The following is a 25,947-nucleotide window of genomic DNA, read 5'->3' as shown; positions in this document are numbered from 1 at the left end:
TCGACGCTGGACGACGGGCGACGAACGCCATTCAGAGGACCAACTCGGGGCCGACCGCCTGCGACTCGGTGAGCGCCGTGCTGGTGGCCGGCCTGGCCTCCTGCCGTGTGAGCGCAGCACGGGGTTCGTCGAGGAATGGACGTGTCTCTGGTCGAGCTGCTTGGCGTCAGCGCCGCGTGATCGGTGCCCGCCCGAGCTCGGGTTACTGCGTATGCACCGGCTGACGTCAGCGGGCGGAGGCGCGTGCCCCCGCCCGCCGGTGGTCAGGGAGCGTCGATGAGGCCGTACTTCGGCACGGTCACCGTGCGGGCCCCCGGCGTGCCGCCGAGGATGACCTGGCGGTACGTGACGTTGTTGGCCGTGCTCTGCTCCTTGAGCCGGTTGTCGGGGTTGGCGATGACTTGGATGTAGTAGGTGCCGTTCGGCAGGTCCGAGACGTCGAAGGACTGGCCGGGCCGGTACTGGCTGTAGGTGTCGCCGTTGCCGACGTCGAGCACCTCGCGCACCGAGACGGCGGTCTGCTCGCCGCACGCGGTGGAGAGGTCGGTGTTGTACGGGTGCCAGTTGGCGTTCTTCACCGTGTAGTCGATGGCGTCGGTGTTGGCCAGGCAGAACGCCTCCTTGCCGCTGCGGACGATCTCCCTCTTGTCCGCGCCGAGCAGCCGGTAGCTGGCGAAGTCGCTGAAGTGCCAGTGCTGGTGGCCTTCCCGCGGGTCCCATTCCATGGTGCCGGTGGGCGTGTATCCGACCTGCTTGCCCTGGGCGTCGTAGAAGTACTGGTACGCGTCCATCTTCTCCGCGCCGGGCTTGCGGAACCCGTCCACGACCAGCGGCGAGGGGCCACCGTTCCACACGGTGGCGCTGAAGGCGAGGTAGTCCTTGCCCGGGGCTGCGCCCGCTCCGCCTTCGTTCCCGTCGGTGATCGCGATGCCGTACGCGGGGAGGGCACGCAGGTCGGGCTTGGGCACGTCCGCGGGAACGGTCGCCGGGCCGACCGGGCGCTGCGCGGCGGGCTTCGGGCTCTGCGACGCGTTCTTCTGCCCATGCTTGGCCAGGCCCTGGCCCCCGCCGGAGTTCTGGCGGACCGTCACCTTGACGGTCTGGGCCTTGTCCGGCATTCCGAACAGGTCGCGGTACTTCTTCGCCACCGACACCTTCGCGGTGTAGACGCCGGCCGCCAGGTTGATGGTGTTGTCCCCGCGGAAGTCCTGGGACGTGGCCGCCGCCCAGCCCTTCTCGACACCCCACACCCCGCCGAGCGCGAACGGGTTGTCGGAGCATCCGCCGGGGTACTTCGAGGTGGCCGGGGCGTCCGGCCGGATCCGGCCCGCTCGGTTGTTCGGGCAGAACGACTCCGTGGTGTCGGCCACCTTCGCGCCCGAGGCGTCGCTGATGCTGATCTTCAGGAAGTCCGGCAGGCCCGAGAAGTCCTTCACCAGGCCCGTCGGCAGGGTCTTGGTCAGGGTCCGGCCGCCGGAGTGGATCACCTGCGACGCGACGACGGGGTCGTTGTAGGACTTGCGCGTCACCTGCAGCTCGAGCGGTCCCCCGTCGACCGTGATGTAGGTGCCGAGGTCCAGGTAGACCCCCGGCTGACCCTCGTAGCGGTCGACGGTCACCGAGGGGGAGGCGGCGATCAGTTGGAGCTTCGGTGTACCCGTGGGTGTCGCCGCTCCCGCGCCGGGCGCGTCGAGGGTTCCGGCGGCGCCGACGGTGAGGGTGGCGGCGGCGATGATCGCCGAACGCCGTAAGACGGTGGGGCGGTGTCTGTTCATGAGTGCTCTTTCTGCGTCTGGTCGGGACGAGTCGTGCACGTCTTGCAGGCACGGAAGCAGGTTCCTGTGTGCCATCTGTGAAAAGTGTGAAAGGTCGCTTCAGGTTGCCTGGCCGCCGAAATTGCCCTGAATCCAGGCTCGTTGTGGCTGTCAGCTGCTGGGCGGCGGCACACGTGCCCGGGTGAACCTTGTGGGTCGGCACCCAGGTCGATGCCGCAGGCCGGGGGCTCGACAATCCAGTCGAGAAAGCCTTTGCGGGCTGTCACCCTGGCCAGATGCTGCTCAAGCTCACCGGATCCAGCGGCGCGGGGAAGACCACGCTCGCTTTGGCCCTCGCCGACCGGCTGGAGGGGGTCGCGGTGCACGACTTCGACGAAGTCGGGGTCCCGGACCCTCCGACGCCTCCCCACTGGCGCCATCGCATGACCGAGGTGTGGGTGCGCCGCGCACTGGAGTATCAGGACCGTGGCATGGACCTGCTGTTGACCGGAAACTCACCGCTCGGTGAGGTCCTGGCCGCTCCCTCGGCCCCGTCGTTGAACGGAATCGCGACCTGCCTGATCGATGTCGCCGACCAGGACCGGCGCGACCGACTCGCCGCACGGGACGGCGGACGGTGGGACCAGGCCGCAACCGACTCCTTCTGCGGCTGGGCCGCCTGGCACCGCGGGCACGCTCGCGACCCGCGCTTCCGGCCTGATGTCATCACCGAGGGGAGCCGGCCGGAGATGGCCTGGGACCGGTGGACCTCGTGGACCGCCGAGGACCCCCGATGGCGCACACACCTGATCGACACCACCGGCCAGTCGCTCGCGACATCTGTCAACCAGGTCGAGCGATGGGTCACCGAACAGCGCGAGGCACACCGGTCAGGCCGACTGGCCTTGACTCGGGGCTGGGCAGATGAGACACGCGGCCGAACCACCCACGATGGTTGATCCACTGCCACTCACAGGCGAGGTTGATGATGCTGCGGGGACAGATCCACGAAGTCTGGGCTGCAACCTCACCCGGCAGACGTGGACGCAGCGACACCTCGATCACCGCACGCTCGCGCCCCTACGCTCCTACGCCGCTCGTGCGGGGACCGTGTGGCGCGATCGGTGGTGTCGGCTCGTAGGCTGCGGTCATGGCCGAGATCAAGACTCCGACACCCCGCGACGCCTTCGAGTTGCTGCTGGCCGGTAACCAGCGCTTCGTCGCCGGCGCCCCCGAACACCCGAACCAGGACGCCGCCCGCCGCGCCGAGATCGCCCCGTCCCAGCAGCCCTTCGCTGTGCTCTTCGGGTGTTCCGACTCCCGGCTGGCCGCTGAGATCATCTTCGACCGCGGCCTGGGCGACCTGTTCGTGGTGCGCACCGCGGGCCACGTGGTGGGTGCGGAGGTGCTCGGCAGCATCGAATACGGGGTGGACGTGCTGGGCTGCCCGCTGGTGGTGGTGCTCGGTCACGATTCGTGCGGCGCCGTGGGCGCTGCGTGCGCCGCGCTGGAGGACGGCATGGCACCGGCCGGGTACGTCCGTGATGTCGTCGAGCGGGTGACCCCCAGCGTGCTGGCGGCGCGGGCCGCCGGGCGGGTGGAGCCGGAGGAGATCCTCGCCGAGCACATAAGGCACACCGTCGATCTGCTGTTGGACCGCTCCCGGGTGCTGGCCGAGAAGGTCGCCGCCGGCCAGGCGGCCGTGGTGGGCCTGTGCTACCGCCTGGCTGACGGCAGTGCGGAACTCGTCGCGGCCCGCGGAATCGGTGCAGCGGTCCCCACCGCATCCTGAACCCGGCAAGCTCCAATGCTCGCTGGCGGACCTGGTCGGGACCCTTCCATCAGGGCGGGCACGACCAGGCCCGACAGGCGTCGACGTCGGTGCCGGTCACGCACTGGTCCGGGGCCCTGCAGCGCGGCGGAGCCGGTTGGCGATCGCCAGTCCCAGACCCTCCTCCACCGGCAGGGATGCGACGATGAGATCGCATCCCCGCTCGTCGAGTTCGCGCAGGAACCCGTAGAGCCCGCGGGCGTATGCGGCCATCGAACCGGGGACGGTCACCACGGCGTGCGCCTTCACCGGAGCCTCGGCAAGGGAGGGCGGAAGGAAGACTCCGACCTGGTGCCCGAGCTCCTGTGCGATCTCCGCTTCGGCGACGACCTTCTCGGGCTCGACGAGGACGACCCGGGCGCGCGGCGCGTAGTGGGACGGATGCTGGCCCGGCACCCGGACGCCGCTCGTCGAGTGGACCGCCAGCGGGCGTCCCAGCACCGCTTCGAGGTCCTCGCGGGTCACCCCGCCGGGCCGCAGGATGCTCGGCATCTCGCCGGTGGCGTCCACGATGGTCGACTCGACTCCGACCTCGCAGGAGCCGCCGTCCAGCACGAAGTCGACGCCATCACCGAGCTCCGTACGGACATGGTGCGCAGTGGTGGGGCTGACCTGGCCGAAGCGGTTGGCGGACGGGGCCGTGACACCGCCGCCGAAGGCTGACAGCAGCGCGAGGGCGACGGGGTGGTCGGGCACGCGCACGGCCACCGTTTCCAGGCCACCGGTCGCTTCGAGGGGCACCCTGCGACCGCGACGCAGGACCAGCGTGAGGGGTCCCGGCCAGAAGTGTTCGGCCAGCAGGCGGGCGGTCGCGGGCACGTCCTGGACCCAGTCGGCCAGGTGCTCTGCGCCGGCGAGGTGGACGATGAGCGGGTGAGAGGGCGGGCGTCCCTTGACCTGGAAGATGCGCGCGACGGCGGCGGGGTCCTCGGCGTTGGCGCCCAGACCGTAGACGGTCTCGGTCGGGAAGGCCACGAGCCCTCCGGCGCGCAGCACAACGGCCGCCTTCTCGATGTCACGGGTTTCCGCCGTCACCACGGCAATCCTTTCACCGTTCGGATCCCCCACATTCCACGGTCGCCTCGGCATACGACGATGCCTTCGGCATACGGCACCGCATGAGCTGAGGCGCACCAAAGCCGTCACGGCGACATGGGGGAACACCGCCAAGACGGCCCGGATCCAGCGTAGAACCGACGAGACCTTACCCGGTCGGCCGGGTTGCGCCGGGCGTCGCGAGACGGGAGCAGACCGGGAACCGTGCCCAGTACCCAACGACTCGGCAGCGTCAACGTTCCGACCACCCCGACCTCCGACTCGCCGGGAGCCGCAGCTGTTTCTGAGCTGTCGGCGGCTGGGTGTCCGCGGCTGTGGTCAAACCGGTGGCGTCTTGACGGACGGGCCTCGTAGTTTGTGCGCTCGTGACTGACGACCCGAGGACGCGCCCGGATCCATATGGCCTCGGCCGGGTGTTCAACGAGGTGGCGGAGCTCTACGACCGGGTCAGGCCGGGGTACCCGGACGAGTTGTTCGCGGATCTGGTCGCCATCACTGGCATGGGCGAAGGGTCGTCGGTGCTGGAGGTGGGCTGCGGCAGTGGTCAGGCGACGCGATCGCTGGCAGCGCTGGGCTGCTCGGTGACCGCCGTCGAGCCGGGCCCGGACATGGCCGAACTTGCTCGCCGTCGGGTCGCCGCCTTTCGTGATGTCGAGGTCGAGACGTCGAGGTTCGAGGACTGGGACGACCGTGGCCGGCGCTTCGATGCCCTGGTCGCGGCGTCGTCGTGGCACTGGGTCGATCCGTCTGTCGGCTGGCGGCGGGCGCACGAGGTCCTCTCGCCGGGAGGCTGGATGGCGCTGCTTGGGCACGTCGTGGTCCGTCGGCCGGGAGAGCCGGAGGTGTATGCCGAGAGCGCCGATCTGCACGAGCGGTTCTCGCCGGGGAACCCCGGCTGGTGCCATCCGCCGCTGGAGGACGACGTGCGCACCACCCACGAAGGCTGGGGCCTGGTCGAGGATCCCGGAGGATTGTTCGGTCCGACGGTGGTGCGCTGGTATCCGACGGTTCAGTGGTTCACCGGGGAGGGATTCGCCGATCTCCTTCGCTCGACGTCGCTGTATCGCAGGCTCGACCGGGAGGTCCGTGAGCCCCTGCTGGACGCTGTCGCCGAGCGCATCCGCACGCGGATGGGCGATCGGGCGCCACGCCGTTGTCTGAGCGTCCTGCGTGTCGGACGGCGCGCGGGGTGAGGCAGGGGAGCGACTTCTGAACCGCAAGCCTGGCCCCGCAGGAAGCGGGCCGGGGTGCCGAGCGGCGACGCTTCCTGGAGTTCGCCTTCGGCGGCCGGGGCGACGGAGTCCTGCTGATGTCGTACACGCGGACGTCGGTCTGCCGAACAGCTCGCCGAGGCACGGTTGCCGACCGCCCGGCTGGGACGCCGCTCGGGAACGTGGCGCCCTTCGCCATGCTCGACGGTGGCTCCTTCCACACTGCCTGACCCACCAAGGCCCTACCGCCTACGGGCTGCCGCCGCTACCGACGCTGATGGTTCCCCTTCTGTCCGGGCTGGTCCGTGAGAGCACCGGCGATTGAGAAGGTGGCCTCCGGGGGGACACATGGCTGCGTGGTTTTGGTGAGGTGAGGTGGTGATGTGCGGGTGGGTGGTGCCGTGCGCTGGTCGCGTCGGTATCCGGGTGGCGGTGGTGGCGCCCGTCGTGGCGGGGAGCGGCTGCGGTTTGTGGTGCTGGGCAGTCGGCCGCCGCGGGGTGCCGGATCGGTGACGCGTGCGCGCAGGGCCGGGGTGGCGGGGCGGGGGGCCGGAGAGGGTGTGGTGGTGGCCCGGGGGTTGCGGGTGGGGGCTGCGTATGGGTGGCGGCTGTTGGTGGTGGGGGTGCTCGCGTATGCGGGTTTTGTGATGTTGGGGCGTTTGCAGCTGGTTGCTGTGGCGCTGTTTCTTGCCTTGGTGGTGACGTCGGTGTTGCGTCCGCTGGTGGATCTTCTGGCGCGGTGGCTGCCGAGGGCGTTGGCGGTGGTGGTGGGTGTCGCAGGAAGCCTGATCGCTCTCCTTGGGCTGCTGGCGCTGGTGGGGGAGCTGGTGGCGAGTGAGTGGGACCGGTTGGGGCGGGAGTTCGGCGGGGGAGTGGGGCGTATCGAGCGCTGGCTGCAGGGGGCGCCTTTCCATGTGAGTCCCACGGTGATGTCGGATCTGCAGGGCAAGGTGGGTTCTTTTGTGTCCGAGCATCGCTCGGCTTTGGTCAGCGGTGCCGTGAGCGGGGCCGGGCGGCTGGTTGAGGTGCTGACGGCGGTGGTGCTTGCGCTGTTTTGTTCGGTGTTCTTCATTCATTCCGGTGACCGGTTGTGGTCCTGGTTCCAGGAGGGGCTGCCGCGGCGGGCGCGGGATGCGTTCGGCCGTGCGGGTGGTGCGGCGTGGCGGACCTTCGCCGGGTACACGCGGGGCATCGTGATCGTGGCGGCCACCAACGCGGTGCTGGTCGGCACCGCCTTGTTCGTGCTGCGGGTGCCGTTGGCGCTGCCGCTGACGTTGCTGGAGTTCTTTGCCGCGTTCGTCCCGCTGGTGGGGTCACCGATTGCGTTGGGGGTGGCCACGGTGGTGGCCCTGGCGTCGCGCGGACCGGTCATCGCGATCGTGGTGCTGGCGCTGATCGTGGTCGTCGGCCAGATCGAGGGCCATGTGCTGCATCCGCTGGTGATGAGCTGGGCGGTGCGGCTGCACCCGGTGGTGGTGGCCGTCTCGGTGATTGCCGGAGGCGTCCTGGCCGGGGTGGTCGGCGCGGTTGTGGCGGTGCCGATGGTGTCGGTGGCGTGGGCGGTGGGCAGTGAACTGCGCGGCCCCTGGGCCGGGCGGAGCGGGGTGGGTGCATAGGGCTCGCACCGATACGTCCGTGCGGCGGTGGCCGGAGGAGGGTCATGGCCCTTGATCCGGATCTGCGGGACTCGTGACCGACTCGACCAGGGCCTGAGGCAGGTCGAGCCCCGTAGGGCAGGAGACCGACGAGGCTCCTGTGTCGGTGGGTTGAGACGTCGAACACCTCCCTCGACGGCGCGGGAGCCTCGTGTGTCCGCGGCCCCACGTGATCCCTGCACCACACCCGCCCTGGGTGGTGGCTCGTGGCTCGCGGGGCTGCTGTGGTGGTGCTGAGGGGCGATCCAGATTTTCGGAGTTCGCGGTGTGCGGATGTCGAGAACGTGTCCCCGGCTCCGTCCCAGGGACATCAGCGGCCACCACCGGCCGCACGAGGGAGAAGGAGAAAACAACATGGCGATCCAGCGGATGGACAACGTCGGCATCGTCGTCGAGGACATGGATGCCGCCATCGCGTTCTTCGTGGAGCTCGGTATGGAGCTGGAGGGCAGGGCGGAGATCCAGGGTCCGTTCGCCGACCAGTGCACCGGACTCGACGGCGTCCGCTGCGACATCGCGATGGTCCGGACGCCGGACGGTCACAGTCGTCTCGAGCTGGCGAAATACCACAGCCCCGCGGTGATCAGTGCCGGGCCGCGCAACCGGCCGCACAACATTGTGGGCACGCATCGCGTCATGTTCGCTGTCGACGACATCGAGGACACCGTTGCCCGCCTGCGCCCCCACGGTGCCGAACTCGTCGGCGAGATCGCCAGGTTCGAGGACAGCCATCTGCTCTGCTACCTCCGAGGCCCGGAAGGCATCATCGTCGGACTGGCCCAGCAACTGCGCTGAGGCGGGGGACCGAACCATGCCGCTGCATCGCTTGTTTCAACCGGCCGCTGAGCCGCCAGACGACGGCGGCGGAAAGAGCGGCCGCGCAGATGTACAGCAGATCGCTTTCCATGACCCGCTCCAGCGCCTGGCTCGTCTGACCGGGAGTGCGGGCGTTCTTCAGCGCGGACAGGGCGTCGGCGCCCGTGGAGCCGCCGCCACGGGCGTGGCCGTGGGTACCCTGTACGGGCACTTCCCCACCAAGACCGACCTGGTCGCCGAAGTCGTCGCCGCATACGCGGGCTCGGCCGTCGCCGGCCTCATCCGCGCCGGGCAGGCCGACGGTGACATCCACGCGGACATCACCGTCAATGACATCTACCTGCTGTTCTCCACCGCACCCACTGACCAGCCACCCGCCGCCCGCAACGCTGGCTCGCCCTCGTCACCCCCCCCGGGCTGACGACACAAGCCCGCCAAACGGAGAGCTGACACCCCCCGGAGGCAGGCCGGGCTACAGCTCCTCTGTCAAGCGTGCCCAGGTATGGGCGTCCAGGCTGCACCGTGTAGTGCCGGTCGGGCCGGACCCCGTCGTCGTAGGCGAAGCGCAGGAGGGCTTGGTAGCCCTTGGAGCGCAGGCCGCCGAAGATCTTCTGGATGTTGGCCAGGGCGTTGGAGGGGATCGTGGTGGTGGCGTAGTCCCACAGGTGGACGTAGAGCTGGGTGAGTTTGACTCCTGTGGTGGGAACAGCCGGCCCGGCCGACACGGTTGCATCAACCGGGGACCGGCGCCACGGGGCGGGGAGCGCGGAGGCCGCAAGGTCGTCCGCCCTGCCAGGATCCGGGCCCCAGGATCGTGGCACGCCCGCCGCGCTGCTTGGACCAATACGTATGTCTGCTGGAGGACTGTTTCATGACTGACCGCCGCTTGACGCTCATGGCAGTACACGCCCACCCCGACGACGAGGCCACCGGAACCGGAGGGGTCCTGGCGCGGTATGCGGCGGAAGGCATCCGCACGGTTCTCGTGACGTGTACCGACGGCGGTTGTGGTGACGGGCCGGGAGGTGTCAAGCCGGGCGATCCCGGGCACGATCCGGCGGCGGTCGCCTCGATGCGCCGTCAAGAACTCATGGCGAGCTGTGATGTCCTGAAGGTCAGCGATCTGGAGATGCTGGACTATGCCGACTCCGGGATGATGGGCTGGCCGAGCAACGACGCCCCTGGATCCTTCTGGCAGACCCCGGTGCAGGAAGGCGCGGCCCGCCTCGCGGAACTCATGCGGCACTACCGGCCTGATGTGGTCGTCACCTACGACGAGAACGGCTTCTACGGCCACCCCGACCACATCCAGGCCCACCGCATCACCATGGCGGCGCTGGAGATGACCGAGCTGGCGCCGAAGGTGTACTGGACCACAGCGCCCCGCTCCATGATGCAGCGGTTCGGCGAGATCATGCGCGAGTTCGGCGAGGACATGCCTGAGCCGGACCCTGAGGCTGCGGCGCCGGTCGAGATCGGCCTCCCCGACGACGAGATCACCACATGGGTGGACACGACCGGGTTCAGCGGCCAGAAGTTCGACGCGCTGGCCGCGCACGCAAGTCAGGGCGAGAACATCTTCTTCCTCAAGATGGGCAAGGAGAGGTTCGGCGCGTTGATGGGCATGGAGACCTTCGTACGTGTCCAGGACGCGACCGGCGCGCCCGTACCCGAGAACGATCTCTTCGCCGGACTGCGCTGATCCGGCCGTCCGACCGGGCGTAGAAGCGCATTGATCGGCACGGCGCGTTTGAGCGGGTCACGCACCCGGAGGCTGGTTCGCAGGAGTTCCGCTCGTCGACACGCGCCCGCACCCGCGACCCGACACGCGCTCTTCCCCGACGGGCCGTCCGGTTGAAGTCCGATGTGTGAGAGGAGAGTTGGATGATGGCGGGTCGCCTTCCATGTGGCAGCACGTTGCGGCGGTCGACCAGCGATGCCAGGCGCGGGCCACGCGCTCGTACCACGGTGGTGCGCCCGCATGGGCTCCAGGTGCGGGCCTGACGAGACGTCATCGAAGCGTGGCCACGTCCTTCACAGCATGGCCAGGGCTGAGCGCGGCCGCGGTCATTGCGCCTGCGACCACGGGTCCTTGCGAGGCAGCTCGACCGCATGCTCGTCGCTTTCCCGCGCCCGGCGGGCGGGCCTGCGCCCGTACATCGTCCGCCTGACGACATCAGCAATCAGGTGCGGGTCGTATGGGGATCCTCGTCGCGCTGGTCATCTGGACCCAGGTATGTGGCCGTTCCCAGCAGTGTGGTGCCCCCTGGGAACGGCCACTCGGTGTCTGGCTATGCCGACCTCACGAGGTCGAGTCAGAACTCGATCGCGTGCGTGTGGTCTTTGTTGTCCTCGCTCATCGAGATGCGGTTCACGATCGTCTGGGACACATCCCCGTCGTCGAACGTCAGGTCGAGCCTGTAGCCGAACTTCCAGGTGTCATCGCCGTTCGGCTCGATGTGAAGTCGCAGACTGCCGCCCTGAAGCGCGTCCCAGGTGATGTTCCTCCGGACGAGCAGATTGACGGGCACGACGGAACCGTCGCCGAACTTGCCGAAGGTGTCGAACGCCGACGCCGCGGTCTTGCCGGCGGCAGTCACCACCTTGATGCTCAGGGTGGTGTTGTTGTCCTTGTCTTCGCCCGAGGTCAGGAATGTGATCTTGGCCGTGGTGAGGGTTGCGCCGACGTCCGCCGGGCTGAAGCTGCGCGACGGCGCGGCTTCGTGGCTGGGGGTGGCGCCGGCCACGCCTGCCCAACCCAAGAGTAAGGCGATGCTCGCCAGGACCGCGGCTACAGTGCGTCCGAGTCGTTTTCCTCGCATGGGATTCCTTTGTCCAGGCCCCATAGGAACGGGGCCGTGAGTGAAATGAGTGGGGGGACAGGGCCGACGACCTTCTGCATGGATGGTGCGCCGCTACGGGGCGGACCGTCACAGCCGTGCCATTCAGCGGAACAGGTATCACCCTCAACGGGGCGCACGGCTTGCTGACGGACCTCAGAAACCGACACGGCCACCGCCCAGACCACGCCGAGCTCGTCCTCACCGCTGCCCGGCGTGGGCGTTCCGGCGGGCCTGACAGGGACTTGGGAAGCGAGGAGAGTGAGTGTATGAGCGGGGGTTGGTCCGCGCTGGTGGTGGCCATTGTGGGTGTCGTCGGCACACTCGGCGCGGCACTTTTGACACAGAGTCGGGCTGACCGGACGAAACGGATGGAGCTGGAAGCGGCCCAGGAGCAAAGGCGCGAGGAGCGCCAACAGGCCGAGGCGTTGCGGCAGGCAGAGCGCTCCGAGCAGAAGGCGCAGGCGCTCTTCGAACTGCTCCGCTCTTGCTGCATCTCCCTGAACACGGCCTCACGGCAATACATGACCGCTCAAGTCAACCTCCTGCACGCGTTGCAGACGGGCACGGGGGTCGAGCTTTGCCTGGAACAGCTCGAAGCCAGCCGTATCGCCCAGCGGGACAGCTACGCGCAGGCTGAGATGGTGGTCCCTGACGACGTGCTCGCAGCGGCCACGGCAGCCGGCCACCGTCTGAACGCAGGCTATGGACTGCTCAAACGCATCTCCGCGACCACCCCATACGATCAGCAGGAACTGAACGCCTTCGCGGCCGGGGTCGATGAGTCGTGGAGCCAACTGGCGATGATGCGGCAGCGGATGCGCCAGGCCCTTGGCATCGAAGGCAGCATGCGGGCTGAAGGTGACGACTAGGGCACCGGGTCGGTACCCGGAGCACACGCCGCAGCCCGCCACGGAACTGCTGGTCACGGTAGGTCGGCCACGCGGCGCACTCGGTCGCAGTGAGGTCAGGGCCGTCGTCGTCGCAATGATCGGGGAAGAGCTTGAGCGGGGTGGAGACGTACGTCCAGGGGCGTTGTCCTCCGAAGCCGTGCATCTCGTCGAGCGCGAACCCCTCCGCCTCGGCCGGCCACCGCCGGAAGACCCCGAAACCGGTGGAGGACCAGGACACGTCCGGGCTGCTGACGTCGCCGTCACCGGGCTGAGCCCGGCCGCAGTTCAGCACGCTGATCGCCGCGCTGCGGTGCGAAGGTGCCACCGGACGCGCACCGGTCTCGCAGATCGGGCACGACGGGAAGGACCCGCTGCGAGCGCGGTGGCGCCGGGCGTGATCAGCGAAGGTACACCGGGAGGGAGCGGTGACCGTTGGAGATGAAGGACTCCACCGGCTCCAACTCGCCCCGCGGCACGGCGAGGCGCAGATCCGGGAAGCGCGCGAAGAGCGCCGGCAGCGCGATCCGCGCCTCCAGCCGCCCCAGCGGAGCGCCCAGGCAGAAGTGCACGCCGTAACCGAAGGCCAGATGCTCCTTGTCGACGCGGGTGACATCGAAGCGGTCCGCCTGGTTGCCGTACTTGCCGGGGTGACGTCCGGCGGCAGCGTACGCGGCCAGGATGGCCTCACCCTTGCCGATCACGACTCCTTCGGGACCGCCGAACTCGCTCATCGCCAGGTCCTCCACGGCGTATCGCAGCGGCAGGCTGGCGACCGGCGCCTCGACGCGCAGCGTCTCCTCGATCACGTCGTCCCAGGAGGCGCGGCCGCTGCGGACGAACGCGAGCTGGTCAGGGTGGGTGAGCAGGGCATGGATGGCGTTGTCGATGAGGTTGACCGTGGTCTCGTGGCCCGCGCTGACCATGAGCATCAGGGTGTCGAGGAGTTCCTGCTCGCTGAGGCCGGTGCCGCTCTCGTCGTCCCGAGATGCGATGAGCGCGGAGGTCAGGTCGTCGCCGGGTGACTCCCTTTTGAAAGTGACGAGTTTGGCGAGCGCGGCGTAGAACCGTGTGTAGATGTCGGTGACCTCCTCCGGCGTGGCGGAGGTGTGGAAGACGCCGTCCACGACGGCCCGTAGCTCTGCGCCCTGATCCTCAGGCAGACCGAACAGTTCGCTGATGACCTGGATCGGCAGCGGGTAGCAGAACCCCTCGCGCAGGTCGACGACCCGCCCGTCCTGTCCGGCCTGCTCGACCCCGTCCAGCAGGTTCTTGGTGATCTCCTCGAGTCGAGGCTGGAGCGCGGCGGTGCGGCGGGCGGTGAACGCCTTGGCGACCAGGGCTCGCAGGCGTTTGTGCTCGCCGCCGTACGCCGTGAACATGTTCTGCACCGCGACCCAGGTGAACAGCGGCCACTCCGGGGCGATTTCGCCGTTGATCCAGCGGGTCCAGTGCCGGCGCGGATCCTTGGAGACGCGCCGGTCGGTCATCAGGCGCTTGAGCAGATCGGGGGAGCTGACGGCCCATGCTTCAACCCCGTCGGGAAGTTCGACCAGAGTCACTGGTCCGTGCGCGCGGATCCGGGTGGCCTCGGCGTGGATGTCGCGGCCGGTCGGGTCGATCACTAAGGGGTGGGGGTTTCCCATTGCAGCCTCACAGTCTCGGACGCCTGTACGAAGCGTTACGCTACATGGCCGTAGCGTGGCAGGGCATGGGGCGTGCCTGCCGGCTAGACCGCGGAGGCGCGCAGCCGGGTTGAGGCCTTGGGGGTGGCCCCGCGGTGGGTGAGCCAGTCGCGGCCCTTGAGGTCGGCTGCGTCCGGATGCTGGGCATCCGGTCCCTTCGGCAGGATGCCCGCATCCTTCTTCGCCTTCGCCTCCTCGGTCGCGGCCTGCCGCTTGAGGACCTCGTTCGTGGGCCGCACCACGCAGCCGGGGACGGCTTGTCCAGATGGGCCGACAGATGGGTGCCGGGCCCCTCGAAGGCATGGAAACGCCACTGACCGAGGGGGACACGACGGACCTGCTCAGTCGAAGCGCAGATCGGAGAGTTGTTTCTTGGACAGGGTCAGGTCGTCCTCAGGTACGGGATGCGCTGCTCTGGTCGCCAGGATCGACGCCATCTCCCTGCCCGCCCGGCGTATCCGTGCGGGCAGGCCTTCCGTGTGCGCGTCGCTGCCTGACCCCCAGTCCTCCGACGCCGCGTACACGCCGGTCGGAAGGACCACGGTCCGCAGGTAGGTGAAGAGCGGGCGCAGTGCGTGGTCCAGGACGAGGGAGTGGCGGGCCGTGCCGCCCGTCGCGCCGATCAGGACCGGCTTGCCCGTGAGGGCACCCGGATCGATCAGATCGAAGAAGGACTTGAACAGCCCGCTGTACGAGGCGCTGAACACCGGTGTCACGGTGACCAGACCATCGGCGCTCGTCACCGCTTCGATCGCACCGGCCAGCTGCGGTGGGGGAAAACCGGTGACGAGGTTGTTGGCGATGGCGACAGCCAGGGCACGCAACTCGATGACGTCGACTTCCGCCTTGTGACCTTGATCGGCGAGCTCGTCGCGGACCGTGTCGGCGAGACGGTCCGCCAGTAGGCGCGTGGACGAGGGGGTGCTCAGACCCGCGGATACGGCGACGAGCTTCATGCGGTGGTCACCCTTTCCGAAGAGGTTTCCTGAGCGGAAGCGAGGAGCGATGCGTGCGAAGGCGCCTCCGGTACGTCCGCCGGCCGTCCGACGGCGAACTCCTTGCGCAGCACGGGTACGACCTCCTCGCCCAGCATGTCGATCTGCTCCAGCACGGTCTTCAGCGGCAGCCCCGCGTGGTCCATGAGGAACAGTTGGCGCTGGTAGTCGCCCGCGTACTCGCGGAAGCTCAGCGTCTTCTCGATCACCTGCTGCGGGGAGCCGACGGTGAGCGGGGTCTGGTCGGTGAAGTCCTCCAGGGAGGGCCCGTGGCCGTAGACCGGCGCGTTGTCGAAGTACGGCCGGAACTCCCGCACCGCGTCCTGCGAGTTGTGCCGCATGAACACCTGCCCGCCGAGCCCGACGACGGCCTGCTCGGGCGTGCCGTGCCCGTAGTGGGCATAGCGCTCCCGGTACAGCTCGACCATCCGCTTGGTGTGGTCGGCCGGCCAGAAGATGTTGTTGTGGAAGAAGCCGTCGCCGAAGTAGGCGGCCAGCTCGGCGATCTCCGGCGAGCGGATCGAGCCGTGCCAGACGAAGGGCGGTACGCCGTCCAGCGGCCGCGGGGTGGAGGTGAAGCCCTGCAGCGGAGTGCGGAACTTGCCCTCCCAGTCGACGACGTCCTCGCGCCACAGGCGGTGCAGCAGGGCGTAGTTCTCTATCGCCAGGTCGATGCCCTGCCGGATGTCCTGTCCGAACCACGGATACACCGGCCCCGTGTTGCCGCGGCCCATCATCAGGTCCACCCGGCCGTCGGCCAGGTGCTGGAGCATCGCGAAGTCCTCGGCGATCTTCACCGGGTCGTTGGTGGTGATCAGAGTGGTCGAGGTGGAGAGAACCAGCTTCTCCGTCTTCGCGGCGACGTAGCCGAGCATCGTGGTCGGTGACGACGGCACGAACGGCGGGTTGTGGTGCTCACCGGTCGCGAAGACGTCCAGGCCGACCTCCTCGGCCTTCAGCGCGATGGCGACCATGGCCTTGATGCGCTCGCGCTCGGTCGGAGTCCGGCCCGTGGTGGGGTCCGGCGTAACGTCGCCGACGCTGAAGATCCCGAACTGCACGGTTCCTCCGGTTATCAGATGATCGAGTGGTTCTCGAACGGTAGGAGCCCCCTACACGGGCGGGATGACTGCGCGTGCACGGGAAGTGGTCCCACAGCGTTCTTCGCCTCTGCGGCGTGACGTTCGGCGTTGTGACGGCCGAGGCCGCACTTCCAGCTCGGGGCGTGCCGGTCGATGCGGTACTGGGGCAGATCGGGGAAACGGTCCGCAATGGACTTGGGCATGATGCAGACGCCCTGGGCGATATCGGTGAGCTCCACCACGGCCAGGTCCACCGTGCCCTCACGCAGTGCCTGCCGGATGTCGGCGACGGCCGCCCGTCGCAGGTGCACGACCACGCCGGGATGCTCCGCACGCGGCTCGGCCAACGCGTGGTGGAGTCCCCGCCCATTCCCCTGCATCGTGCCGACCGTCACGCGCCGCGACGCCTCCCGGGTCGGTTCGGCGGCGCGGCGCGTCGCGCGTGCGGCGGCACGTTCGAGGGAGTGGACAGTGCCGGATACGGCGGACCGGACCACGTGCAGCCGTCGTGCCGCACCTGCTCACCCAGGCGGGCAACGGTCGGAGGCTGTTCCTCAGGCACGCACCAGCGGCGTGTCGACCAGATGCTCGGCCAGGAACCAAGCCTGCCGTTCGCCGGTGCGGATCACCTGGGAGACCAGCAGGTCGATGGTGCCGTCGTCACTGCACTCGGCGGTCCGGGCGGTGGCGTCATGGGCGTCGATGAGGATCGTCTCGTGGGCCTCCAGCAGCCGGGACAGCATGGCCGGCACCTCCTCGACGCCGTCCGGGGGCCGCGGGATCGATGTGATCTCGGCGACGTGCCGGGGGTCTGCCACCGCGACGCCGCCCAGCGACTGGACGCGTTCGGCGATGGTGTCGATGAGGTCGAGCTGTTCGCCCGCGTGCTTGTCCAGGAGCAGGTGCAGCTGGTAGAAGGTGGCGCCGCGCATCAGCCAGTGGTGCTTCTTGTAGAGGCCGTAGAGGATCTGCGTGTCCGCGAGCACCTGATTCAGGCGCTGGCAGGAGTACATCCGGGCCTCATAGGTCAGGGCGATGGGCAGCTGTTTGACGGTCCCGAACTCCTGGATCACCTCACCCTTCTGGTGCAGCAGGGGCTGACTGCTGTGGGTGGTGGGGGAGTTGGTGGTCATGGACGCCTCCTGCGGTTCCGTGCTGTGCGTACCCCGGTGACGCTAGGTGCCGGATCGGAAGGTGTCTTGACCGGCAGTGCATGCGACGGTGCCCGCCAGCGCACTGTGCCGGTCCCTGTCCTCGGCGTTCACTCTCGGTCAAGCATCCGTGCGCCGGTGGACTCGGGCCGCCTGCCGGCCGCTCTAGCGTCAGCGGAACAGTCCATGCCCGGCGAGCCGGCGGAACGAGGAGAGGCATGAGTGCGAACGAGCAGGCGGATGTGGTGGTCGTCGGGCTGGGGCCGGGCGGCGAGTACGTCGCCGGCACGCTGGCCGAAGCGGGACTTGACGTGGTGGGGGTCGAGGCGGAACTCGTCGGGGGTGAGTGTCCGTACTGGGCGTGCGTGCCCAGCAAGATGATGATCCGGGCCGGGAACCTGCTCGCCGAGGCGGGCCGGGTTCCCGCCCTCGCCGGTGAAGCGGTCGTGACTCCGGACTGGGCCAAGGTCGCCGGACGGATCCGCGACGAGGCCACCGACGACTGGAACGACCAGGTGGCCGCGGACCGCTTCACGGCGAAGGGCGGTCGGCTCGTCCGGGGGAGGGGGCGCCTCGCCGGGCCGCGCCGTGTGACGGTCGGTGATCGCACCTTCGAGGCCCGGCGCGGTGTCGTGCTGGCCACCGGCACCCGGCCTCGGATCCCCCCGGTGCCGGGTCTGGAGGGAACCCCGTACTGGACCAACCGGGACGCCATGGCCGCCAAGGAGCTAGCGGCGTCCATGGTGGTGCTCGGCGGGGGCGCCATCGGCGTCGAACTCGCCCAGGTCTTCGCCCGCTTCAAGTGTGCGGTCACGGTGATCGAGGGGCAGGACCGGCTGCTGCCGCAGGAGGAGCCCGAAGCAGGGGAGCTGGCCGCGCAGGTGCTGCGCGCGGACGGAGTCACCGTTCTCACGGGTGCCCGGGCGGGGCGGGTCAGCCACGACGGCGCCGGGTTCACCGTGCGCCTTGAGGGGGGTGAACAACTGCTGAGCGCTGAACGGCTCCTGGTCGCCACCGGACGTGAGGCCGACCTGACTTCCCTGGCGGTCGACTCGGTGGGGCTCGATCCCGCAGCGGGAGCCGTTCCCACGGACGGGCGGATGCGGGCCGGGGACGGACTGTGGGCGGTGGGCGACATCACCGGCCGGGGCGCCTTCACCCACGTGTCGATGTACCAGGCCGAGATCGCCGTCCGGGACATCCTCGGGCAGCCCGGACCCGCCGCCGACTACCGGGCGCTGCCCCGGGTCACGTTCACCGATCCCGAGATCGGAGCCGTGGGGCTGACGGAGCGACAGGCGCGGGAGCAGGGGCTCTGCGTGCGCACCAGCGTGGTGACCGTCGCCTCCTCCACGCGCGGCTGGATCCACGGGCCGGGCAACGAGGGGTTCATCAAGCTCGTCGAGGACGCCGACCGGGGAGTGCTGATCGGTGCGACCTCGGCGGGGCCGGTGGGCGGGGAGGTGTTGTACGGGCTGAACGTGGCCGTCCATGCCGAGGTACCCGTCGACCGGCTTCAGCACATGATCTATACCTATCCCACCTTTCACCGGACGATCGAGGCGGCCCTGGGAGCCCTCCGCTGAACCGCGCCCCGACCACACAGGCGGACCCGGCGGCGGGACGGTGGCGCACCATGATGGGCCGCGACCCCGATGAACCGCACCGATCCGCCACTTCGCTGGAGCTCTTCTTCGACCTGTGCTTCGTCGTCGCGGTGGCGCAGGCGTCCACCAGCCTGCGCGGGGCGCTGACGGCAGGGGACCACGGCAGCGGTGTGCTGCGCTTCGGGCTGGTCTTCTTCACCATCTGGTGGGCCTGGATGAACTTCACCTGGTTCTCCTCCGCCTACGACCCCGACGACGTCACATACCGGCTGACGGTGCTGGTGCAGATCACCGGATCCCTCATCCTCGCCGCCGGCGTACGCCGCGCTTTCGAGGACGGGGATCTGCACGTCATCACGCTCGGTTACGTCGTGCTGCGCACGGCCCTTGCCGCGCTCTGGCTGCGTGCCGCGCTGTCCGATCCCGCCCGGCGGAGAACCACGCTGCGCTTCGCCGCGGGGGTGACGGTATGCCAGTTCGGCTGGGTGGGGCTGCTCTTGGTCCCGGATCCGGTACGGCTGCCGGGCATCGTGGTGATGATCGTGGCCGAGGTGTCCGTTCCGGTATGGGCGCAGTCCGCCGGAATGACGCCCTGGCATCCGCACCACATCGCCGAGCGCTACGAACTGTTCACCCTCATCGTCCTCGGCGAGTCCGTCGCGGCCGCCACCGTCGCCGTCCGCAGCGCCCTCGACAGGCATCACGGCACCGGTGCTCTCTACGCGCTGGCGGCCGGCGGCCTGCTCATGGCCTACGCCATGTGGTGGCTGTACTTCGCTCGCCCCGCGCACACGCTGCTCGCCACGACGCACCAGGCCCACCGCAGGAGATTCCCCTGGGCCTACGGCCACTACCTGATCTTCGCCTCGGCGACCGCGGAGGGCGCCGGCCTGGCCGCCTACGCCGATCACGTCACGCGTCACACAGCGGCCTCGCCGACTGCCGCCGGCGCCGCGGTCACTGTTCCGGCGGCCGTCTTTCTGATCACGGTGTGGGGTGTTCACCTGCGGCCACACCAAAGAACCCTGGCCGAGCGGATTCCTTTCCCCGTCGTCGCGGTCGGGGTCTTGGCGGCCGCCTGGTCCCCGGCGCCCGCGCTTGTCGCCGGCGCGCTCCTGGCGGGCCTGGTCGCAGTGGTCACGGTGCAGAGCGGGTGACCGGGCCCCGCAGCAGGATCCCGGTCCTCAGCCGACATGAACGGTCTGCGCGGACGGACAGCCAGCAGACGGACACCTGCAGGAAGCCCGTCCGCGCGGCCGCCATGGCGTCCACCGCCTTGTCAGCCCGTGCCCGCACCGCCGTGCAGCGCGGTGCGCAGGGTGCCGGTGGCCGGCGTGATGGCGGCCTCGGCGGCGGGGGCCTCGCCCTCGTCGCGGAGCTCGTCGGCCTCGCCGGTGATGGCCAGGGCCGGGGGAAGGCCCGCGAGCTGCTCGGTGGCGGTGCGCAGTGGGGAGGCGGGGCGCTCGACGCGGCCGCGGGGCCGCTCCCGCTCCAGGAGTCGCCGCGCTCCCGGTCGCCGCGCCGTCACCCACCCCGGTGCACGGGTCCTGATCCGTCACCTTCCACCGCCACGGCCGCCCGCACCCGCTGCTCCTCGCGAGCAGAGCCGACGTCCCGTTCCAGGGGTGTGCGGCTCACGGCCGTAGCGAGGTCTTCCAAGGCCCGTTTCTGCAGTTCCGCCTCCCGCCGTACGACCGGGCTCCGGTTGCCGGCGGCGTTCTCCCACGCGTTGAGCGCTTCCTCCACGCGCCCCCAGTCCGGATTCCTGTGCTCGCGCACGTCGACTGCCGCCTGCGCGGTGTCCGCCTCCAGGGCCCCGGCGAATTGCTCCGCCTCGGGGACGAAACGGCTGTCGGCCCGCGGGACGTGGCTCTCCATGAGCATCGCCGCCCGGCCGAACCTCTTGAGCGCCTCCTGCGCCTCCTGCGCCTCGCGCGACGTCAGCCCCCTGGGGCGGACCGGCTCCTGCCTTGCCTGGTCGTAGGCCTCCTGCCAGGCGGCACGTGCCTCTCTGCTCGCCAGGAGGGCCTTGCGCATCTCGGCGCGATGCTCCCGGGTCGGTTCGGCGTAGCTGCGGAGCACCGCTGCCGCGTAGCGGCCGTTGGCGGCGAGCCAGTCCGCAAGCCGGCCCGACAGCCGGGGCGTCTCCCATGCGGGGAAGACCACGTACGCCACCATTGCCAGAGCCCCTCCGAGCAGGGTGAGCACCACCCGCTCCGGAACCGTCTGCTCCCAGGCCTGGCCGCCCATGCCGAGCAGGAAGACGACGTACGCGGCCGTGAAGCACTGGGAGTATGCGTAGCCGGTACGGATCAACGTGTACGAAAGGCCCACCGAAACCACCGCCAGCGCGCCGAACACATGAGCGTCCGGGCCTACGGCCCGCACCATTCCGGTGGCGAGCGCGACCCCCGCCAGGGTCCCGGCGAGGCGGGCCACGGCACGGGCGTACGTCCGGTGGAAGTCCGGCCGCATCACCATCACCGAGGCGATGGGCGCCCAGTAGCCGTGGCCGAGGGGCAGCCGGGCAGCAACCAGATAGCCGAAGGTGGCCACCGCCGCCAGGCGAACGGCGTGCCGGAACACGGGCGAGTCCCAGCGGAGCTCACGGCGGACCGCCCGGACGACGACCGGGACCAGCCGGAACATTGTCGGGCGCACCAGAAACCGGTCGCCCGCGGGGCCGGGCGACGTGGGCGCCTTCCCGAGTGTGTCGCCGCTCCCGGCGATCTCCAGCGCCTCTCCGAGCAGTTCCACGAGCCGCTCGGCGGCCTGCCCTTGGTCGCGGCCTGCTCGACGACCCACCGGGCGACGGCGTAGTTCTGCTCCTTGGCGACCGGATAGCGGGCCTCGGGGGACAGGTCCTACTCGGGGAACACCACAGCGGCACCCGCGCCGGATGGTGATCCACTCCTCGCCGATCTGTGGCTTTCGATCTCACCGGACTGCACCTCTTCGGACCGGCTGGAGCGGCTCTACGGCGTCCGACATGTGTATCTCCCCAGATTCGTCTGGCGCCGGGCTCGCAGGCGCGGTGAGGCGACTTTCGCATCAGACCGGGGAACTGACGAGTCGTCGATCGCAACGGCCGGCCGCTCAAGTGACGGCGATTGTCCACGAGCGCACCGGAGTTGTCCTCAGCGCGCACGGACAGGCAGTGCACTGTCGGAACGCATCCAGTGCACTGCTGGGATAAAAGGACCCTTTGGCTCGAAATAGCCTGGCGGCGCAGCAGTTGAGGGGCGCCGGGTTCGGGTTTGTGCGGTGCACAGTAGCCCGCCCCGGAATGCGGACCCGCCGCTGTCACACACATGGAAGTCGATGCAAGGCAATCGACACCGTTAATCCCGCAGGAGGTTGTCGAAAGGTGTCCACTATGCCGGTCGGTGGGCTGGTTCCCCGCGCCACCGACAACGCCGCGGACCTGGTCGTCCGCAACGCGAAGATCCACACCCAGGACCCGGTCCGCCCGCAGGCCGAGGCGATCGCCGTCCGCGACGGTGTCATCACGGTCGTCGGTGACGACAGCGACGTCGCCTCGCACGTCGGCCCGGACACGAAAGTGGTCGACGCCCTCGGCCGTCGGATCGTTCCTGGCCTCAACGACGCGCATCTGCATGTCATCCGAGGCGGGCTCAACTACGTACTGGAGTTGCGCTGGGACGGTGTCCCCACCCTGCGCCAGGGCCTGGCGATGCTGCGTGAGCAGGCCGCCCGCACACCCAAGGGCCAGTGGGTGCGGGTGGTGGGCGGATGGTCGGCCGAGCAGTTCGCCGAGCGGCGGCTGCCGACGGTCGCCGAGTTGAACGCCGCCGCGCCGGACACCCCGGTGTTCGTCCTGCACCTGTACCAGTCGGCGGTGCTCAACCGGGCGGCACTCAAGGCCGCCGGATTCACCCGGGACACCCCTGACCCCAGGGGCGGCCAGATCGTGCGGGGCCGGGACGGCGAGCCCACGGGCATGCTGCTGGCCGCCCCCAGTGCCCTCATCCTCTACTCGACCCTGGCCAAGGCCCCGGTGCTGGAAGGGGAGGACAGGAAGACCTCCACCCGTCACTTCCTGCGGGAGCTGAACAGGTTCGGCCTCACGTCGGCGATCGACGCGGCCGGAGGATTCCAGAACTTCCCCGACAACTACAGCACGGTCGTCGAACTGGCGAAGGCCGGTCAGCTGTCGCTGCGAATCGCCTATCACCTCTTCCCACAGACCGCCGGCCAGGAAATCGACGATCTCACCCGCTGGATCGAAATGGCCCGCCCAGAGGACGGGGACGAATGGCTGCGCCTCAACGGCGCGGGCGAGAATCTGACCTGGGCGGCGGCGGATTTCGAGAATTTCGGCGAGCCCCGGCCGCACCTCGCCGACTATGAAGCGGAATTCGAGAAGGCCGTACGCCTGCTCATGGAGAACGGCTGGGGATTCCGGCTGCACGCGACCTACGACGAGACGATCCGCCGGGACCTGGCGGTGTTCGAGAAGCTCGCCGCGGAGGGGCTGTTTCCGGCCGGCAACCGTTGGCTGTTCGACCATGCGGAGACCGTCTCCGCGGACAGTCTCGACCGCATCACCGCCCTCGGCGGCGCCATGTCCGTGCAGAACCGGCTGTCCTTCCAGGGAGAGGCGTTCGTACGCCGCTACGGTCCCGGTGCCGCGGCGGACGCCCCGCCGATCCGCGCCATGCTGGAGCGCGGCCTGACCGTCGGCGCCGGCACCGACGCGACGCGGGTCTCCACCTACAACCCGTGGGTCGCCCTGCACTGGCTCATCACCGGCCGCACCGTCGGTGACCTGGTCGTCCGCCCGCCGCACAACCGGGTCGACCGCCGCACCGCGCTGGCCATGTTCACCGAGGCGGGTGCCGCGCTGACCGGGGAGGAGGGCATCAAGGGCGTCCTGCGCCCGGGCTTCCTCGGCGACCTCGCGATCCTGTCCGAGGACTACTTCAACGTGCCCGAGCCGGACATCGCGCACATCGAGGCCCTGCTGACGGTCGTCGGCGGCCGGATCGTCTACGCCGCCGGCGAGTACGAGGGCCTGGACGAGGAGCTGCCGCCGGTCAGCCCCGGCTGGAGCCCGGTGGCGCACTTCGGCGGCTACCAGGCCACGCCCGTGACGGGCCTGTCGGGCGCCCGCCAGGCCGAACTGCTCGGCCAGGCCGTCGCCGAGTCGGAGCAGCACCGTCAGTGGCGTGCCCGACGCGGCCTGGCCCCGGAGACGGCGAGCACGTTCTTCGACCCCTGCTTCTCCCTCTGATCTCCCGGGAGGGGCCCGGCCATGATCCGCCCCTCCTGGGACACCACCCCAACTCGCACCGCGCACCGCGTGGTTGCGCTCACAAGCGGACACCTTTCCGCGATCACAACACCCCTAGAAGGGCTCCATCATGGTCAACATCTCCGAAGTCACCGCGGCCCCCAGCCCCGACCTGCTCACCCCGGACAACGCCGCGGTGCTGTTCATCGACCACCAGCCGCAGATGTTCTTCGGCACCGGCAGCGGCGACCGCACCGCGATCATCAACTCGACCGTCGGCCTGGCGAAGTCCGCCAGGGTGTTCGACGTGCCGGTCGTGCTGAGCACCGTGGCCGCCGAGTCCTTCTCCGGCCCGATCATGCCGCAGCTCGCCGAGGTCTTCCCCGACCAGAAGATCATCGACCGCTCCACGATGAACGCCTGGGAGGACGTCGACTTCGTCGAGGCGGTCAAGGCGACCGGCCGTAAGAAGCTGGTCGTCGCCGGCCTGTGGACCGAGGTCTGCATCGTCCTGCCCGTGCTCTCCGCCATCGCCCAGGGCTACGAGGTCTACGTGGTCACCGACGCCTCCGGCGGCGTCAGCCCGCAAGCCCACGAACACGCCATCCAGCGCATGGTCCAGGCCGGCGCGGTCCCGGTCACCTGGGTGCAGGTGCTGCTGGAGCTGCAACGCGACTGGGCCCGCACCGAGACGTACGCCGCCGTCAGCGAGGTGGTCAAAGAGCACGGCGGCACCTACGGCCTCGGGATGGTCTACGCGCAGGCCGTCATCGGGGCACACGCCGCCGGCTGATCCCCGGTCCTTCGCAGTGCAGTTAAGGACGGATTCAGGAACAGGCAGGAAGAGATGAACGCTGGACTGTTGGTCCTCCGGCTGGTGACGGGACTTCTCATCGCCGGCCACGGAGTTCAGAAGGTGAGTTTCCGGCTCGGGGGCCACGGCTTGGCGGGCGGAACCGAGGAGTTCCGCCACGACGGGTTCCGCGGCGGCCGGTTGACCGCGATCGTCGCGGGAGCCAGTCAGATCGGGGCCGGCCTGTTCCTGACCGCCGGACTGCTCACTCCCATGGCCGCGATGGCGGCCATGGGAGTGATGACGGTCGCGGGCACGGTGAAACTGCCCAAGGGCTTGTGGGTGCAGAACGACGGCTACGAATACCCGATGGTCCTCGTCGTCGTCTCCGCGGCGCTGGCCCTCACCGGGCCCGGCCGGTGGTCGCTCGACCAGGCGCTGGGTGTCACGCCCTGGCCGCTGTGGGTCGTCCTGCCCGCGATCGTGGCCGGCCCGGTGAGCGGACTGCTCACCCGGGTGGTGCTGCACCGCCCGTCCGCCGAATCGGAAAGGAAGCAGTATGCGCAGGCTCCTGAGTGACGCCGCAAGCACACTCGTACCGCCCCGACAGGACCGCCACGGCCCGCTGCCTCCCCTGATGCTGACCCTGACGGTGGTCACCGGTCTGGTCGACGCGGTGAGCTATCTGGCACTCGGGCATGTCTTCGTCGCCAACATGACCGGCAACGTGGTGTTCCTGGGGTTCGCTCTGGTGGGTGCCGCGAACCTGTCCGTGCTCGCCTCCGTCGTGGCGCTGGCGGCGTTCCTCGCCGGCGCGCTCGCCGGGGGCAGGCTCGGCACCGGGTTCGCGACGCACCGCGGGAACCTGCTGAAGACGGCCACCGCCGTGCAGACGGTGCTGGTCGCCGTCACCGTGGCCGCCGCTGCGGTCACCGACGGCCGGGTCACGACGGGTGTCCAGTACACGCTGATCGTGTTTCTCGGGCTCGGCATGGGCCTGCAGAACGCGGTAGCCCGGCGTCTGGGCGTCCCGGACCTCACGACGACCGTACTGACCCTGACCCTGACGGGGCTGGCCGCGGACTCCACCCCGGCCGGCGGTGCGGCACCGCGGCCGGGCCGCCGAATCCTGTCCGTGCTGGCGATGTTCCTCGGCGCCTTCGGCGGAGCCCAACTGGTCCTGCACGGCCACCTCGTGCTCACCCTGAGCCTGGCCCTGCTGCTTCTCGCGGTCACCTCTGCGACCACCCACCGTCTCGCGGCCGGCGACCCGGCCTGGACAAGGCCACCGTCCTGACAACAGGACCGGCCGCCCTACGGAATGCGC

The 25,947-nt window shown here is 69.6% G+C and carries 24 protein-coding genes and 3 pseudogenes; 14 read left to right on the top strand and 13 right to left on the bottom strand.

Annotation, left to right across the window (positions count from 1 at the left end; all coding sequences use genetic code 11):
- Positions 1–263: 263 nt before the first annotated feature.
- Positions 264–1,775: a lysyl oxidase family protein gene (locus ACWDAG_RS27210; protein WP_450698184.1), complete on the bottom strand. Its 1,512-nt coding sequence runs from the start codon at positions 1,773–1,775 to the stop codon at positions 264–266.
- Between the two features lie 275 nt (positions 1,776–2,050).
- Here ACWDAG_RS27210 and ACWDAG_RS27205 point away from each other — a divergent pair, with 275 nt between their 5' ends.
- Both ACWDAG_RS27205 and ACWDAG_RS27200 read left to right on the top strand, forming a co-directional pair.
- Positions 2,051–2,713, top strand: coding sequence for a hypothetical protein (locus tag ACWDAG_RS27205; RefSeq protein ID WP_450698183.1), 663 nt, complete (start codon positions 2,051–2,053; stop codon positions 2,711–2,713).
- A 191-nt stretch (positions 2,714–2,904) separates the two neighbouring features.
- Entirely contained in the window at positions 2,905–3,546 is a 642-nt protein-coding gene (locus tag ACWDAG_RS27200; RefSeq protein ID WP_450698182.1) for a carbonic anhydrase, read from the top strand.
- A 96-nt stretch (positions 3,547–3,642) separates the two neighbouring features.
- Here the strand turns inward: ACWDAG_RS27200 and ACWDAG_RS27195 are convergent, their stop codons facing one another.
- The gene (locus ACWDAG_RS27195) at positions 3,643–4,620 is read right to left on the bottom strand and encodes an L-threonylcarbamoyladenylate synthase (protein ID WP_450698181.1); all 978 of its coding nucleotides are present in this window, start codon (positions 4,618–4,620) and stop codon (positions 3,643–3,645) included.
- 434 nt (positions 4,621–5,054) lie between these two features.
- Here ACWDAG_RS27195 and ACWDAG_RS27190 point away from each other — a divergent pair, with 434 nt between their 5' ends.
- The 4 genes from ACWDAG_RS27190 to ACWDAG_RS27175 all read left to right on the top strand — a co-directional run bounded on the left by ACWDAG_RS27190 (position 5,055) and on the right by ACWDAG_RS27175 (position 8,744).
- Positions 5,055–5,834, top strand: coding sequence for a class I SAM-dependent methyltransferase (locus tag ACWDAG_RS27190; RefSeq protein WP_450698180.1), 780 nt, complete (start codon positions 5,055–5,057; stop codon positions 5,832–5,834).
- Positions 5,835–6,412: 578 nt separating this feature from the next.
- Entirely contained in the window at positions 6,413–7,468 is a 1,056-nt protein-coding gene (locus tag ACWDAG_RS27185; protein WP_450698179.1) for an AI-2E family transporter, read from the top strand.
- A gap of 393 nt (positions 7,469–7,861) precedes the next feature.
- The gene (locus ACWDAG_RS27180) at positions 7,862–8,302 is read left to right on the top strand and encodes a VOC family protein (protein ID WP_450698178.1); all 441 of its coding nucleotides are present in this window, start codon (positions 7,862–7,864) and stop codon (positions 8,300–8,302) included.
- A gap of 205 nt (positions 8,303–8,507) precedes the next feature.
- Positions 8,508–8,744 (top strand): hypothetical protein, encoded by a 237-nt coding sequence (locus ACWDAG_RS27175; protein ID WP_450698233.1) that lies wholly within the window; start codon positions 8,508–8,510, stop codon positions 8,742–8,744.
- On the opposite strand, the gene ACWDAG_RS27170 is transcribed toward ACWDAG_RS27175, so the two are convergent.
- Positions 8,650–9,048: a DUF4874 domain-containing protein gene (locus ACWDAG_RS27170; protein ID WP_450698177.1), complete on the bottom strand. Its 399-nt coding sequence runs from the start codon at positions 9,046–9,048 to the stop codon at positions 8,650–8,652. The genes ACWDAG_RS27175 and ACWDAG_RS27170 overlap by 95 nt on opposite strands.
- A gap of 146 nt (positions 9,049–9,194) precedes the next feature.
- Here ACWDAG_RS27170 and ACWDAG_RS27165 point away from each other — a divergent pair, with 146 nt between their 5' ends.
- A complete protein-coding gene (locus ACWDAG_RS27165) occupies positions 9,195–10,025 on the top strand; it encodes a PIG-L family deacetylase (protein ID WP_450698176.1) in 831 nt (276 codons plus the stop codon).
- A 613-nt stretch (positions 10,026–10,638) separates the two neighbouring features.
- Here the strand turns inward: ACWDAG_RS27165 and ACWDAG_RS27160 are convergent.
- Entirely contained in the window at positions 10,639–11,070 is a 432-nt protein-coding gene (locus ACWDAG_RS27160) for a hypothetical protein (protein WP_450698175.1), read from the bottom strand.
- A gap of 362 nt (positions 11,071–11,432) precedes the next feature.
- On the opposite strand from ACWDAG_RS27160, the gene ACWDAG_RS27155 reads away from it, so the two are divergent.
- On the top strand, positions 11,433–12,035 hold the full coding sequence (locus ACWDAG_RS27155; protein ID WP_450698174.1) for a hypothetical protein: 603 nt from the start codon (positions 11,433–11,435) through the stop codon (positions 12,033–12,035).
- Positions 12,036–12,454: 419 nt separating this feature from the next.
- Here ACWDAG_RS27155 and ACWDAG_RS27150 read toward each other — a convergent pair whose 3' ends face one another.
- From ACWDAG_RS27150 to ACWDAG_RS27125, 6 genes are all read right to left on the bottom strand, one after another.
- Entirely contained in the window at positions 12,455–13,699 is a 1,245-nt protein-coding gene (locus tag ACWDAG_RS27150) for a cytochrome P450 family protein (protein ID WP_450698173.1), read from the bottom strand.
- Between the two features lie 83 nt (positions 13,700–13,782).
- The gene (locus tag ACWDAG_RS27145; protein ID WP_450698172.1) at positions 13,783–13,980 is read right to left on the bottom strand and encodes a hypothetical protein; all 198 of its coding nucleotides are present in this window, start codon (positions 13,978–13,980) and stop codon (positions 13,783–13,785) included.
- Between the two features lie 99 nt (positions 13,981–14,079).
- A complete protein-coding gene (locus ACWDAG_RS27140) occupies positions 14,080–14,694 on the bottom strand; it encodes an FMN reductase (RefSeq protein ID WP_450698171.1) in 615 nt (204 codons plus the stop codon).
- The gene (locus tag ACWDAG_RS27135; RefSeq protein ID WP_450698170.1) at positions 14,691–15,794 is read right to left on the bottom strand and encodes an LLM class flavin-dependent oxidoreductase; all 1,104 of its coding nucleotides are present in this window, start codon (positions 15,792–15,794) and stop codon (positions 14,691–14,693) included. The genes ACWDAG_RS27140 and ACWDAG_RS27135 overlap by 4 nt, the downstream gene beginning before the upstream one ends.
- A 14-nt stretch (positions 15,795–15,808) precedes the next feature.
- Entirely contained in the window at positions 15,809–16,195 is a 387-nt protein-coding gene (locus ACWDAG_RS27130; RefSeq protein ID WP_450698169.1) for a hypothetical protein, read from the bottom strand.
- 174 nt (positions 16,196–16,369) lie between these two features.
- A complete protein-coding gene (locus ACWDAG_RS27125; RefSeq protein ID WP_450698168.1) occupies positions 16,370–16,948 on the bottom strand; it encodes a Dps family protein in 579 nt (192 codons plus the stop codon).
- 236 nt (positions 16,949–17,184) lie between these two features.
- On the opposite strand from ACWDAG_RS27125, the gene ACWDAG_RS27120 reads away from it, so the two are divergent.
- Both ACWDAG_RS27120 and ACWDAG_RS27115 read left to right on the top strand, forming a co-directional pair.
- The gene (locus ACWDAG_RS27120) at positions 17,185–18,552 is read left to right on the top strand and encodes a dihydrolipoyl dehydrogenase family protein (RefSeq protein WP_450698167.1); all 1,368 of its coding nucleotides are present in this window, start codon (positions 17,185–17,187) and stop codon (positions 18,550–18,552) included.
- Between the two features lie 50 nt (positions 18,553–18,602).
- Positions 18,603–19,730, top strand: coding sequence for a low temperature requirement protein A (locus tag ACWDAG_RS27115; RefSeq protein WP_450698166.1), 1,128 nt, complete (start codon positions 18,603–18,605; stop codon positions 19,728–19,730).
- Positions 19,731–19,852: 122 nt separating this feature from the next.
- Here ACWDAG_RS27115 and ACWDAG_RS27110 read toward each other — a convergent pair.
- The 3 pseudogenes from ACWDAG_RS27110 to ACWDAG_RS27100 form a co-directional block, all read right to left on the bottom strand.
- Positions 19,853–20,044 (bottom strand): annotated as a pseudogene (locus ACWDAG_RS27110) (esterase); the annotation flags it as partial.
- Positions 20,045–20,097: 53 nt separating this feature from the next.
- Positions 20,098–21,348: pseudogene (locus ACWDAG_RS27105) on the bottom strand (FUSC family protein); the annotation flags it as partial.
- A pseudogene (locus ACWDAG_RS27100) lies at positions 21,348–21,470 on the bottom strand (alpha/beta hydrolase fold domain-containing protein); the annotation flags it as partial. The pseudogenes ACWDAG_RS27100 and ACWDAG_RS27105, both read right to left, overlap by 1 nt.
- A 479-nt stretch (positions 21,471–21,949) precedes the next feature.
- Here ACWDAG_RS27100 and ACWDAG_RS27095 point away from each other — a divergent pair.
- The 4 genes from ACWDAG_RS27095 to ACWDAG_RS27080 all read left to right on the top strand — a co-directional run bounded on the left by ACWDAG_RS27095 (position 21,950) and on the right by ACWDAG_RS27080 (position 25,917).
- On the top strand, positions 21,950–23,827 hold the full coding sequence (locus tag ACWDAG_RS27095; RefSeq protein ID WP_450698232.1) for an amidohydrolase: 1,878 nt from the start codon (positions 21,950–21,952) through the stop codon (positions 23,825–23,827).
- A gap of 130 nt (positions 23,828–23,957) precedes the next feature.
- Entirely contained in the window at positions 23,958–24,620 is a 663-nt protein-coding gene (locus ACWDAG_RS27090) for a hydrolase (protein ID WP_450698165.1), read from the top strand.
- Between the two features lie 54 nt (positions 24,621–24,674).
- Positions 24,675–25,199 carry a DoxX family protein gene (locus ACWDAG_RS27085; RefSeq protein WP_450698164.1) on the top strand — a complete coding sequence of 175 codons (525 nt, stop codon included), beginning with the start codon at positions 24,675–24,677 and terminating at the stop codon, positions 25,197–25,199.
- The gene (locus tag ACWDAG_RS27080) at positions 25,180–25,917 is read left to right on the top strand and encodes a YoaK family protein (protein ID WP_450698163.1); all 738 of its coding nucleotides are present in this window, start codon (positions 25,180–25,182) and stop codon (positions 25,915–25,917) included. The genes ACWDAG_RS27085 and ACWDAG_RS27080 overlap by 20 nt, the downstream gene beginning before the upstream one ends.
- The last annotated feature ends 30 nt before the right edge of the window (positions 25,918–25,947 follow it).

The sequence above is a fragment of the Streptomyces sp. NPDC001157 genome, from assembly GCF_053598255.1.
Note: the sequence above shows the minus strand (reverse complement) of the source record. Positions and strands in the feature narration are given on the sequence as shown.

What these genes read in the sequence shown, in the direction of transcription:
- ACWDAG_RS27210 (WP_450698184.1), bottom strand. Translation starts at nt 1,775, where the DNA reads ATGAACAGACACCGCCCCACCGTCTTACGGCGTTCGGCGATCATCGCC.
- ACWDAG_RS27205 (WP_450698183.1), top strand. Translation starts at nt 2,051, where the DNA reads ATGCTGCTCAAGCTCACCGGATCCAGCGGCGCGGGGAAGACCACGCTC.
- ACWDAG_RS27200 (WP_450698182.1), top strand. Translation starts at nt 2,905, where the DNA reads ATGGCCGAGATCAAGACTCCGACACCCCGCGACGCCTTCGAGTTGCTG.
- ACWDAG_RS27180 (WP_450698178.1), top strand. Translation starts at nt 7,862, where the DNA reads ATGGCGATCCAGCGGATGGACAACGTCGGCATCGTCGTCGAGGACATG.
- ACWDAG_RS27165 (WP_450698176.1), top strand. Translation starts at nt 9,195, where the DNA reads ATGACTGACCGCCGCTTGACGCTCATGGCAGTACACGCCCACCCCGAC.
- ACWDAG_RS27155 (WP_450698174.1), top strand. Translation starts at nt 11,433, where the DNA reads ATGAGCGGGGGTTGGTCCGCGCTGGTGGTGGCCATTGTGGGTGTCGTC.
- ACWDAG_RS27150 (WP_450698173.1), bottom strand. Translation starts at nt 13,699, where the DNA reads ATGGGAAACCCCCACCCCTTAGTGATCGACCCGACCGGCCGCGACATC.
- ACWDAG_RS27140 (WP_450698171.1), bottom strand. Translation starts at nt 14,694, where the DNA reads ATGAAGCTCGTCGCCGTATCCGCGGGTCTGAGCACCCCCTCGTCCACG.
- ACWDAG_RS27130 (WP_450698169.1), bottom strand. Translation starts at nt 16,195, where the DNA reads ATGCAGGGGAATGGGCGGGGACTCCACCACGCGTTGGCCGAGCCGCGT.
- ACWDAG_RS27125 (WP_450698168.1), bottom strand. Translation starts at nt 16,948, where the DNA reads ATGACCACCAACTCCCCCACCACCCACAGCAGTCAGCCCCTGCTGCAC.
- ACWDAG_RS27120 (WP_450698167.1), top strand. Translation starts at nt 17,185, where the DNA reads ATGAGTGCGAACGAGCAGGCGGATGTGGTGGTCGTCGGGCTGGGGCCG.
- ACWDAG_RS27115 (WP_450698166.1), top strand. Translation starts at nt 18,603, where the DNA reads ATGATGGGCCGCGACCCCGATGAACCGCACCGATCCGCCACTTCGCTG.
- ACWDAG_RS27095 (WP_450698232.1), top strand. Translation starts at nt 21,950, where the DNA reads ATGCCGGTCGGTGGGCTGGTTCCCCGCGCCACCGACAACGCCGCGGAC.
- ACWDAG_RS27090 (WP_450698165.1), top strand. Translation starts at nt 23,958, where the DNA reads ATGGTCAACATCTCCGAAGTCACCGCGGCCCCCAGCCCCGACCTGCTC.
- ACWDAG_RS27085 (WP_450698164.1), top strand. Translation starts at nt 24,675, where the DNA reads ATGAACGCTGGACTGTTGGTCCTCCGGCTGGTGACGGGACTTCTCATC.
- ACWDAG_RS27080 (WP_450698163.1), top strand. Translation starts at nt 25,180, where the DNA reads ATGCGCAGGCTCCTGAGTGACGCCGCAAGCACACTCGTACCGCCCCGA.